12 protein-coding genes are annotated in these 11,324 nt (G+C 42.7%); 8 read left to right on the top strand and 4 right to left on the bottom strand.

The genetic code is table 11. From position 1 onward, the window contains the following. Window positions 1-8: 8 nt before the first annotated feature. Entirely contained in the window at window positions 9-860 is an 852-nt protein-coding gene (locus tag EXU57_RS23095; protein WP_133270634.1) for a PKD domain-containing protein, read from the bottom strand. A gap of 521 nt (window positions 861-1,381) precedes the next feature. Between EXU57_RS23095 and EXU57_RS23090 the strand changes: the two genes are divergently transcribed. From EXU57_RS23090 to EXU57_RS23060, 8 genes are all read left to right on the top strand, one after another. Next, entirely contained in the window at window positions 1,382-1,960 is a 579-nt protein-coding gene (locus EXU57_RS23090; RefSeq protein WP_165958254.1) for a C40 family peptidase, read from the top strand. A gap of 272 nt (window positions 1,961-2,232) precedes the next feature. Continuing rightward, entirely contained in the window at window positions 2,233-2,373 is a 141-nt protein-coding gene (locus EXU57_RS25485) for a hypothetical protein (protein ID WP_207955590.1), read from the top strand. 207 nt (window positions 2,374-2,580) lie between these two features. Further along, window positions 2,581-3,168: a toprim domain-containing protein gene (locus tag EXU57_RS25480; protein WP_207955589.1), complete on the top strand. Its 588-nt coding sequence runs from the start codon at window positions 2,581-2,583 to the stop codon at window positions 3,166-3,168. Between the two features lie 216 nt (window positions 3,169-3,384). Then, window positions 3,385-3,774 carry a plasmid mobilization protein gene (locus EXU57_RS23080; RefSeq protein ID WP_133270632.1) on the top strand — a complete coding sequence of 130 codons (390 nt, stop codon included), beginning with the start codon at window positions 3,385-3,387 and terminating at the stop codon, window positions 3,772-3,774. After that, complete coding sequence (locus EXU57_RS23075) at window positions 3,762-5,030, top strand: relaxase/mobilization nuclease domain-containing protein (RefSeq protein ID WP_133270631.1); 1,269 nt, start codon at window positions 3,762-3,764, stop codon at window positions 5,028-5,030. The genes EXU57_RS23080 and EXU57_RS23075 overlap by 13 nt, the downstream gene beginning before the upstream one ends. A 21-nt stretch (window positions 5,031-5,051) precedes the next feature. Beyond that, window positions 5,052-5,636, top strand: coding sequence for a YWFCY domain-containing protein (locus EXU57_RS23070; protein WP_133270630.1), 585 nt, complete (start codon window positions 5,052-5,054; stop codon window positions 5,634-5,636). A 905-nt stretch (window positions 5,637-6,541) separates the two neighbouring features. Next, window positions 6,542-8,506, top strand: coding sequence for a delta-60 repeat domain-containing protein (locus EXU57_RS23065; protein WP_133270629.1), 1,965 nt, complete (start codon window positions 6,542-6,544; stop codon window positions 8,504-8,506). After that, the gene (locus tag EXU57_RS23060) at window positions 8,424-9,494 is read left to right on the top strand and encodes a T9SS type A sorting domain-containing protein (protein WP_133270628.1); all 1,071 of its coding nucleotides are present in this window, start codon (window positions 8,424-8,426) and stop codon (window positions 9,492-9,494) included. Before EXU57_RS23065 ends, EXU57_RS23060 begins: the two co-directional genes overlap by 83 nt. Before the next feature lie 342 nt (window positions 9,495-9,836). On the opposite strand, the gene EXU57_RS23055 is transcribed toward EXU57_RS23060, so the two are convergent. The 3 genes from EXU57_RS23055 to EXU57_RS25475 form a co-directional block, all read right to left on the bottom strand. After that, entirely contained in the window at window positions 9,837-10,175 is a 339-nt protein-coding gene (locus tag EXU57_RS23055; protein WP_133270627.1) for a helix-turn-helix domain-containing protein, read from the bottom strand. 233 nt (window positions 10,176-10,408) lie between these two features. Then, window positions 10,409-10,897 carry a hypothetical protein gene (locus EXU57_RS23050; RefSeq protein ID WP_207955588.1) on the bottom strand — a complete coding sequence of 163 codons (489 nt, stop codon included), beginning with the start codon at window positions 10,895-10,897 and terminating at the stop codon, window positions 10,409-10,411. Further along, a complete protein-coding gene (locus tag EXU57_RS25475) occupies window positions 10,894-11,307 on the bottom strand; it encodes a hypothetical protein (protein ID WP_207955587.1) in 414 nt (137 codons plus the stop codon). Before EXU57_RS25475 ends, EXU57_RS23050 begins: the two co-directional genes overlap by 4 nt. Window positions 11,308-11,324: the final 17 nt, after the last annotated feature.

The following is an 11,324-nucleotide window of genomic DNA, read 5'->3' as shown; positions in this document are numbered from 1 at the left end:
TCTTTCATTTAAAACCACTTTTTCCTGGCGGTTACTGACAGTTGTTTTATGCAATTTGTTATCGGGTGTTTAAGAAAGGAAACGTTAATGTCCTTAATTCGCTTTACTTTTTTCATTTCTCCCTTTAGTTCGCCGCACATTTGCCCAAAGGGTATTTGCCTTCCGTTGTAAACTACCCGCATATTAAGGTTTCCACATAGAAAGGCAGAAAAGTCGTTTTCATCTTTATGGCCACTTACAACCTGGGTTAGCATCAACTCCATTTCGACCTCGGAAATGTCAGGTGCAATGAACACTTCAATTACTGGTTGTGTCGGGGATGTATCGAATCGTTGTATCGTATCGCGGCCCGGATTTAACACCGGTGCATCTGGCCCAATCTTTACGGTGAGCCTTCGCCGTTCTGAATTTGGGCTTTGTACTTTTACTTTTTTATAATCAGAGGTGTCTACTCTATTATTTCCAACAATCCTAACGACGTTAGAAGGCCGAACTTCAGTTGTATAAGCCGCATCACTAACATAGATACTCTTATATTCTCTATATTTCCCATTTACTAGTAAGACGATGTTATATTTTCCGGCGGCCTTAAAAGTGTGTGTCACCATTGCTCCCGTGCCATGAGGACTTCTGTCACCGAAATCCCAATCAAAGTAATTATTTGAACCATTTTTGCTTTCTGCAACAAACCGTACTAGGTCTCTGGCTTGTATTTTGCCCTCTGTTACTGCGATCGCCACCGGAACATACGGCTCATATAGTTTATAACGGAAACCAAGGATTAGAAAACCTAAAGCTATGCAGACAACCATTGTAAGAATAACCGGTTTATCCAAAACAACAGTAGCGGTACTTCTCATATTGTTCGTTTCACTATTGTCGCAAATCTTGATAAAATGTTACCATACCAAAGATGTTTTTTTGAACCTAACCTTTTAACATGCATTGTTAGCTTGAAGGCTACAGGGTAACAAAATGCAGGGTGCCGTCAAGCTGGAGATACAAGTCTCATTAATGTTGGGTACCAAATTAAAATATTGTAGCCGGTAGGTGTGCTTTAAATCGAACTCAGCAATGCTCCGTTTTAACGTCTATCATTGCGTTAGATTGTTACCATGCATGGTTACACATTTCTCTGCGGCTACTATTTGAACTGCGCCCAACTATTAAACAAAAACCGATTTGGTGACCAACTCTAAGTATATAACATTATTATAAAACTAACTCAATTGATCTAAGGCCATAAGAGGGTAACATTTTATTGAAAAAGCAGACTAAACTTGGTGCTTGTCCTCTACCTTTTAAACATAAATTGTGCAGTTCTATGATCTGGAACAGACTTACTCCAATTTTCGTGTGCCTTATGTTATCAGGGTGCCACTTGCAGAAAAAAATCAATTGGAACGAGGCAACAACAGAAATCGAGGCAAATCATAATCAGTCGAAAGAAATCCATCAAATTCGTCGTGATGCATCGGTTCCAAACAGCAACACAAGCGATAGCGCAAAGAAAGCTTTAACTGCATATTTCGCCTATCATTTAAACACATCACCTGAAAATATTACTAATTACAAGCTCTATACATTCATCCAAAAGTGGCTACATACTCCCTACCTATTGGGAGGCAACAATAAGTACGGAATTGATTGTTCATCGTTTGTCAAACGCTTAATTAAAGACGTCTACGGGTTAAATCTTCCCGGTACATCCATAGAACAGCTGTATACCAACCGCGTTGAATTGTTCAGGTCAAAAATCTATTTATCAGAAGGAGATATTGTTTTCTTCCGCCTGAGTTCCGAGAAAACGGTTTCTCATGTAGGTATCTATCTTAAAAACAATGTATTTGTCCATTCCTGCAACTCTAAAGGAGTATCTATGGCCGCGCTTACTGAGGCGTACTGGAAAATGCGTTTAGTAGTCGCTGGCCGGATAAAAGAAGATGTAGCAAAAAAGTGATTATTACTATTTCATTCAATTAAACTACCTTTTATTGTGCATCTCGCCCAGACAGAATAAGGTTAATTATCGGTGAAGCATCGACGTCGTCATCACAGTAGAACTGAGCACTGTGTCGTACAGGCTTTTTATTTCTGTTGTCTTAAGCATAAGTGTAATTTGCTTAGTACTTGTTTGAGGCAAACTTATTTTCCTCTTTTTTGATTGACCTGTTCAAAACTTAAACAAGGTCTTTTTGTTTTTAGGCAAAGAGTAAACTTTTAAATCTGGAATTGAACAGTGAACCCGAAAACCTGCAGAAAAAAAAATTCGGCAAACAACTCTCAGTTAATGAGGTGAGACAAATTGACCTCGACACCTGCCTTGAGAACCCTGGCTATAAGGTATCCAATGTTCGAAACGATTACTATTAGTACCACTCCCCATTACGCATTGAAAAGACACCCTCCTTTAGGATCAATCGAAAGCTTAACCGGTGGTTTGATCATGGGATCGGGAAGGGTGGAAACATCATTGATTTCGGTGTACTCTACCAGCAGTGTTCACCTGTCGAATTCTTGTCCAAGATAGACCAGGCAAGTTCTTTTCATCGCCTATTTTTTAGCACAAACAAAAATATTTTGGGGCATGAGAACGAGCGGAAAATAAAAATCCTGGAGGTAAAAACCCTTCAGCGTTTTTATCTTTGCAGGTACCTGGTGGAAAGAAAAATTTCGCTTGAAACAGCAACACGATATTGCTCCGAAATCATCTACGAAATAGGTGGTAGAACATACTTTGCAATCGGGTTTAAAAATGATCTCGGCGGCTATGAATTACTCAACCCGTTTGTGAAATTAAGCAGCTCTCCAAAGGGTATCACAACGATTCGAAATGGTGCTGATACGGTCGCTTCTTTTGAAGGGTTTATGGACTTCCTTTCTGGGCTCAGCATCCCGGATTTAAACGCCACGCCGCTCAACTTTGCCGTCCTGAATTCGCTCTCTTTTTTCGAAAGTTCACGATCATTTTTAGAACAGCACAAGACCATAAACCTCTACCTGGATCGTGATACAAGCGGACAAAATTACAGTGGCTACGCGCTCTCATTGACTCCGAAATACCAGGACTGCAGCAACCTGTATCAAGGGTATAAAGACCTTAACGAATGGATGATGCATATAGGTAAAGGCCCGAGACAGCAATGCGACTTAGACATCCAGGCGTAGAGCTGCCTCCTTTTTTTACGTGCCCTTCGTCTTTTGAAAATTCCTCAAGCTCATTCTAAAGTTATGAGACTTCGCAAATCGATCAGATTGCCTCCGTACCGCAATCGGCAAGATGTACGGTTGTTAAACAACCGGCTCTTGCCGCCCCCTCCGAAGTCGGGGCGGTTTGTGAAACCCAATGAACCATATGACAAGAATCAGTGAAAATGAACAGTGATGGAAAAGTCAAAATCATTCCGTACCCGCATAATTGGTCTGAGGTTGACCAGCGAGGAGTACCAGCAAGTGGAAAATAAATGCCGGCAAAGTACTGCCAACAAACTAAGTGAATATGTCCGCCGAATTCTCTTTGAAAAGCCCATAACCTTTTACCAGCGAAACCAATCTCTTGATGACTTTATGGCAGAGATGATCCGGTTGAGAAATGAGCTGAACAGCATCGGAAACAACTTCAACCAGTCCGTTAAAAAGCTCCATACGCTGGACACCATTCCGGAATTCCGGGCCTGGCTAATGAGCGCTGAAATGGAAAAAAAAGTGCTCCTCGACAAGGTCACTGAAATCAAAAATCAGATCAATAAAATCGCAGACAAATGGTTGCAGTAATACACTCCGGCCGCAGCTTTCGAAATGCAATTAACTACAACGAAAAGAAAGTAAAAGAGCAGGTCGCCACCTGCCTGGAAGCTGCAAATTATCCAAAAGATTTAGCCGATTTAAACTTCTATCAGAAGCTCAGCCGACTTCAAAAACAGGCTGATCTAAACATCCGAACGAAGGTAAACAGCGTTCACATTTCGCTCAACTTTCATCCTTCAGAAAAGCTTTCTGAAGATCTTCTGCGTGAGATTACGAAGACCTATTTAGAAAAAATAGGTTTTGAAAACCAGCCTTACTTGCTGTATCAACACAACGACTCCGGCCATCCCCATGTTCACATTGTCACGACTAATATCAGGGCCGATGGGAGCCGGATCGAGCTCCATAATCTCGGCCGAAACCAGTCCGAAAAAGCGCGCCATGAAATTGAAATAGCCTATGGGTTGAAGCCAGCCGAACAAAGTAAAAAAGAACAGGTCTTTGAACTTAAGGCATACAGTTCCGGCAAGGTTGAGTATGGTAGATCAGAAATGAAACGGGCAATCACAAATGTGCTCGATGTTGTCCTGAACCAATACAAATTCACGAGCATTGCAGAGTTCAATGCAGTACTGAAACAGTATAATGTTGTGGCCGATCGCGGAAGCAAAAATTCAAGGACCTATAACAACAAAGGGCTGGTGTACCGGATACTTGATGACCAGGGCAACAAGGTGGGTGTTCCGATAAAGGCAAGCCTGATCTACAGCAAGCCAACACTAACGTGCCTGGAGCAAAAATATGCCGCGAACCAGCAGGCACGGCAGCCACATAACGGGCGAGTCAAAACCTCGATTGATCTTGCTTTGTTGCGGAGTCCAAACCAATCTTTAGCAGATCTGACTGGCACCCTGAAGAAAGATGGAATAAGTACTGTCTTTAGGCAAAACGAGTCAAGGTTAATCTACGGCCTAACCTACGTGGACCACAAAACAAAATGCGTCTTTAACGGTAGTGATCTTGGCAAGCAATACACAACTAAAGGCATAGCTGAACGTCTCGCAATTGCGACAGAACCGGTAGCTGAAAAGCATCAGGACTTGGATCAGTCGCAGAAAAGAGCACCGTTCCGGAAACATGAAGCCGAAGAGGCTTCTGCTCTTGGTAAACAGGGCATTTTAGAGGCCTTGCTAATGCCCGAACAGTCGGCTGAACAGATCCCCAACCAATTAAAAAGATCCGGGAAAAAGAAGAAGAGAAAGCACATCTCAAGACATCTCTAACCATTAAAAATATGCTGTGGTATGCAAACAACGAGCGATCACGGACTACGAAAGATCCAGGACATGACAAGGCTAATCAGCCTGGTTGTACTTGGACTACACTCCTACTATTGCTGCTATCACGCCTTCGAAACCTGGCAAATAACAGGATCGATAACTGACCGCCTGTTGACCGTCCTTCACCACTCAGAAATCTTTGAAAACTTCCACTCAGCAAAGCTGATTTCAATCGGCTTTCTGATCATCTCCATGGTCGGAGAAAGAAGCCGGAAGGATCCGCAGCTCACATACAAAACCGGAATAACTTACCTCTTGATTGGACTTGGGCTGTACTACTTGAGCTACCACGTCCTTTCCATTAGATTGAGTAGCACGACAGCTGCTATCCTGTACATGACTACGACGACCATCGGGTACATCTTAGTGCTCAGTGGAGGTACGTGGCTTTCCCGGGTATTCCAACAAAAATTCAGCAACAACGACATCTTCAACCGGGAAAATGAGTCCTTTCCGCAGGAAGAAATCGTTTCAGAAAACTGCAACTATCTGTCTTACAAGCGCATTGATGAGAACCAATATAGGTTGATTATTGAAAAAGAGATTTGATCTGCTAATTGTTTACATTTAGGTAAAGCTTGTCACATTTCCTTGCTAATACGACAAAAGGCTCGTCCCTAATCAATCGACAACTAAATACCATGAGAGCAGGGTTAAGTTTTCTTCAACTACTTGTAAACCCCCAAGGAACGTCCAAGCTTCTTTTTTCTTCCAATTTTTCAATGGAATACTACAGCATCTTTTCAACCCTGGTTTATCGTCTACAGGGAAACTCTTTTTGGAACGGAAAGGCAGTTGGTTTGTTTGGAAGAGTTAGCACCAATTTCGCACTTTAATCCAAGAATCAAAGATTAACCTTATTGTACTAAGCATTCGGAAAATTATTCCACACACCAGGAGCTTAACTCAGACAATCGAACAAAGATTGGATTGATAAAACAAGCATACAACCGTCGCACTTGCTAAAGTTAGAAATGGTTTGGACGACAGTTAAGAATAGGAAGCTCAGCGGTATTAATGCTCTGCTTTTCTGCACTCATTTTATTTCTAAAAGGCAGCGGAAAAAGCAAAAAATTTTAGGTGTTCGGCTGTTGCCTGGACCATCAGAGTGCATCGCAGGTTTCAACTGATAAACACTATTGTGGTAGAGCAAAGAATGGTACCGGTTTATGGTAAGTCTGGATACGGTACCTGGGCAAAACATAAGTTCCGATGGAGTGCAGGTAAAGAAGGTTATGCTGCAACGATGAGATGGGCACTGAAATTAAATCTAATTTTCATGTACCCGTTTTGGGTTTTCAATTAAGCATCCTTGCCACGCTCGCTTGTACATTTGGTTCTTTTGTCGGCAGGATGGCGTAAAGAAGGCATATTAAACTGAAAGCATTGATTATCCTGCACTCTTGTACTGATAACAAGCTATTCAAACTCTTTTAACCTGTTCAAACCATATTATGAAAGCGAGTTTAGTTTTTACGTTCCTGATTGTTGTTTCAATCAGTATCTACTCCCAGCCGGGTACATTGGACCCTACATTTGGAGCCGGAGGTAAGGTAATAACAGTTGTTGGAAGTGGCTCAGGTGTCGCTAAAGCAATCGCGATCCAAAAGGATGGCAAAATAGTTACCGCCGGTCAGGCCACGAATGGCCCCGAGTATTTCTTTGCGTTAACCAGACATAACATAGACGGTAGTCCTGATCTAAGTTTCGATGGAGATGGAAGAGTCACAACTTCAATAGGAGCAAACTATAATGAAGCATTGTCAATAGCCATTCAGAACGACGGAAAAATATTAGCTGCGGGGCTTAGCGATCGAGGATCTCTTAATGGAAATGCCCTTACCGACTTCGCCTTGGTTAGGTATAAAATAGACGGAAGTCTTGACTCCACTTTTGACTTCGATGGAAAGGTCACAACAGCATTTGGCGAACAGGCGGTCGGCAATGCAGTTGCTATACAAAACGACGGAAAGATCGTTGTAGCCGGCACATCCGACGGCCGACGGATTGCTGTAGCAAGGTATAATTCAGATGGAAGTTTGGATGTAAGTTTTGGTACAAATGGAAAAGTGCTTTCTTTAATAGGGGCATCTACTTTTGGGAACATCATAGCGATACAGCCCGACGGAAAAATTTTAGTCGGGGGAACTGGTGATAATGGTGTGAGATTTTCTTTTGCCGTATTAAGGTATAACACCAATGGGACTTTGGACCCCAGCTTCGGCGTTGGAGGAGTAGCTTTCACTGACTTTGGCACATTTTCTTCGTCAGGAAGGGCTTTGGGTTTATACAGCGATGGCAAAATTGTTCTGGCAGGCTATAGCGAAACAAATATATTTGGTACACTTGCGAGTACACTGGCCTTGGCAAAATATAATAGTGATGGAAGTCCGGATCTCAGCTTCGACGGTGATGGAAAACTAACTACTCAATTCGATTTGGTGAACGGGGCCGCATCTGTTGAAATCCAAACCGACGGAAAGATTATTGTGGGAGGTTCGACCTATCGAAATGGCTACGCCGATAGTCGACTTTTAAGATATAATCCCAATGGAAGCCTTGATGAAACATTTGGCTACGGTGGGATAATGGAGATTTCTCTAGATCCGTTTCATGATATCGTTAATGCTTTAGAGTTAAATTCATCTAGGATTTACGCAGCAGGGTTCGCCAATGGTATTATGCTCGCTGCCTTTAAAAATGACGGTCTGCCTATTGCATGTTCAAACGACAACCTGCCACCAATTATCACAACTCGCAATGTTACCGTTAAACTCGATGCAACCGGCAAAGCCACTATCCAGCCATCAAATGTGATCCAATCTGTGATCGACAACTGCGCCGTAGACAATGCAAGTATCACAGTTAGCCCTAACACGTTTACCTGTGCAAACCTTGCATCTACAGGAAGCCACCAGGCCTATATAGCTGGCACTAACTCCGGCAACCAGGATTTTTATGGAGAGCTGGGATTAGAATTTACGGTCAATGCCGCCGATGGAATTATCATCAATCAGCTTGGTGCTTTTGATGACCAGGGTAATGGGATATCCGGAACCCAAAACGGGGGTATACGTGTCGCCGTTTTTAATAAATCGACCCATTTGCCCGTTCCTGGTCTTGATGTTATTGTTTCCGGCAATGCGGATAGTTATAGGCTGAACTACCGCTTCAAAAACATCACCCCTGTGTCTTTGCCCCAGGGTACATATGTAATTGTGGCGAAAGGTTATAACCTCTATGAAAAGAACGGCAACGCGGATTATGGCGGGGGGCCCTACCCTACAGGTGATTTAGGTACTGGAGCAATCCATTTTGGAACTACCAAATATTGGGGTGAGAACACTGCTTCAGGGTTTAGCTTTCCAAAGCATTCCGCCAACGGGAACGTCACCTGTATACCTTGCGGGAAGTTTTAATTATTCTACTACCCCACCTGCATATATGGCTGCACAGGCTTATATATCTGCTACCAATAAGGGCAACCAGGATTTCTACGGAGAGCTTGGATTAGAGTTCACGGTTAATTCTGCGCCGGGTATTACCATCAACCAACTAGGTGCTTTTGACGACCAGGGCGATGGAATAGCAGGTACACAAAGTGGTGGTGGAATACGAGTGGCCGTATTTGACAAAACAACACGTACGGTCGTTCCGGGACTTGATGCCATTATCATCGGCAATGCCGACGCCTATGGTCAGAATTACCGGTTTAGGAATATAGTTCCGGTTACTTTGCCACAGGGCACTTATGTAATTGTGGCCAAGGGTTATAACCTGTACGAAAAAAATGGCAACGCAGGATATGGCGGGGGCCCTTACCCGATAGGGAATGTTGTTAATGGTGCGCTTAGCTTTGGCAATACAGCCTATTGGGGGGAGAATACTGCATCCGGCTTCAGCTTTCCCAATCATTCCGCTACCGCACTCTCACCAAATTATTTGGCTGGAAGCTTCAGATATGTTACTTCAACAACATCTTCCGATAATGTCGTTACGATTTCAGTTAAAGACATCAGCGGCAACCTTGCGCAGGCAACAGCGCATGTAATTGTACAAGATCCGGATGGGATATGTAAACCTCCTTTAAAAACGGTAAGTAACATTAGTGAAGCACAAGACATAGCCAGGACTGTGCCCGACGGAAACAATGGCATCATGGTATATCCAAATCCAACAAGGGGTGAGTTCACCGTTCAACTCAGCAACTTAAAGCCCGGCAAAGTAACCCTTCAAGTTTTAAATGAAAATGGTAGTGTGATAGCGCAAAGAATGTTATCGGTTGATGGTAAGTCTCGTTCTTTAATTGAGTCTTTCAACTTGCGTCAGCAGCCTTCGGGTATGTATTTGATTCGACTGACGACGAGTAGTAGCGTGGAAGTACGCAAGGTTATCGTACAGCATTGATCAGTAAAAATCAACCTTTCGAGTTAAATGGTTTTCCCGAACTTAGTAGGCCATACGTACCTATAGTTTACACATCCGGTAAGTTAGATTACAACAAGTCTTTAGTTATTGTATCTATTCGAAATCACATGCTCACTTGTCTCAAAACTTAAAGCCTTTCGGAAATTTCCAAACATATAGTCGAATAGGCAATAACAGCCGATCGCTACAGACAACTGTATCAAAAGCCCGCAAACATTGAATTTGAGGGCTTTTGATACAGTTTGATATGCTATCCGGCGGAGAGAGAGGATTAGCACCTTAAGGTCAATACTTCTTGTTATCTTCCAATAGGAAGTCCTCTTAGACCCCAATCCCGCCCCCACTCACCTTCCCACCCTGCATGACTTTTTCAATCTCGGCATACTCAAAGTAATGCACGCCACCAATCTTCGAATAAGGAATTACGCCATTTGCCTTTAGCGACTGCAAAGTGCCGGGCGAAATTTTCAAAAGCCTGCGTACCTCATGCGATTTCATCCACTTTTTAGCAGGAGAGGTCTGTTGAACTTTCAAAACCGACAGCAGATCATCCAAAAGACGCTTTTTAAAGTGTTCCAGGTCATCAATGGTAATAAGCTGGGAGGCATAGATCTTTTGTGGGTACAAGGGTTCTTCTACGCTGTTGTAATTTTTTGGCATAACTCACTTTTTCAATTTCACTATTCGCTACAAACAATCAATCGATGTTATAAATCTACAAACCAGATGAAATAAAAAGATTGATAATTGTCACTAAATTAAACTGGCAAAGAGTCGAGCTTTCTTCATACCATCGCTTAACCACAATCGTAAAGGCATTGATTAATGCTCACTTGCCAAGCTCGGTAGCAGAGCTTCCGACGTAATTTCAATCTGAAAGATTTTTAAACCGGCTAAAGCTTTTTTCCTTTCCCCGGTACCTTCCTGGCTAATTGCTTCATTTGAATTTCTTTAATATCGGCAATGTCCTGGCTTCTGCCCGAAGCTTTCTTATTCCTGACAAACTCGTTCAACCCGATGTAGTTAACGACAAGATCGTCATCTAAACGTACCGTTTGCATATTACCTTTTGCTTCACCAAAGTCCACCCCATCGATACTGTTTAGAATGTCAATGCGCAGAGGAGGATAGCCAATCTGGCTCATATAACCAGCTTTCAAGAAATCTTGTTTTTTGAAACGCATTGATGAAAGCCCGAAGTCAGACAGAACCTGGAGCATTCGAGTTGCATTAAGCTCCGAGATGTTAATCCAAATGTCAAGATCTCCGGTATGACGGGGTTTACCATGAAAAGCAAGGGCATACCCTCCAACGATCATGTAGTCTACCTGATGCCAGTTTAGTAGTTTTACAAAGTCTTCGAAATCCTTTGCAAGTGTCATGCTTTGATTTTTTTTTTCAAGATCCTCCGTTTGTCAAGCCTTTGTCCCTCGTCTAAAGATTGCGACACGATTGAGGTTACCGCTGCCATCCTTTCCCTTGGTGATTTGCTCAACCAGTAGTCGAGGTCATTGCCGGTGTCATCAGCTTTTTTCAAGGCAACTTTTCTAACTACCGGGGTAATTTGCCGGTTATGAAACACATTTTCTGTGGGCGGGGAGACAACAACTTTACGTTCGATCCGTACTGTATTGGTCTCATATGGAACTTTACGTTTACTAAGGTAGTTGCTGAGTGTATTGTAATTAAATTCTTTGTGTGCAAGGCAAAGGTTTTTAAGGCTTGAAAACACCTCGATTGGATTAATCAAATTATTTTTCCAATAAGCAACAACAACCCTTTGAACCTGCATGTTAGCTAGTTAATGAG

The sequence above is a fragment of the Segetibacter sp. 3557_3 genome (assembly GCF_004354985.1).
In the GTDB taxonomy this organism is placed as follows: domain Bacteria; phylum Bacteroidota; class Bacteroidia; order Chitinophagales; family Chitinophagaceae; genus Segetibacter.
The sequence above is the reverse complement of the archived record's forward strand: the minus strand, read 5'-3'. Positions and strand labels throughout refer to the sequence as shown.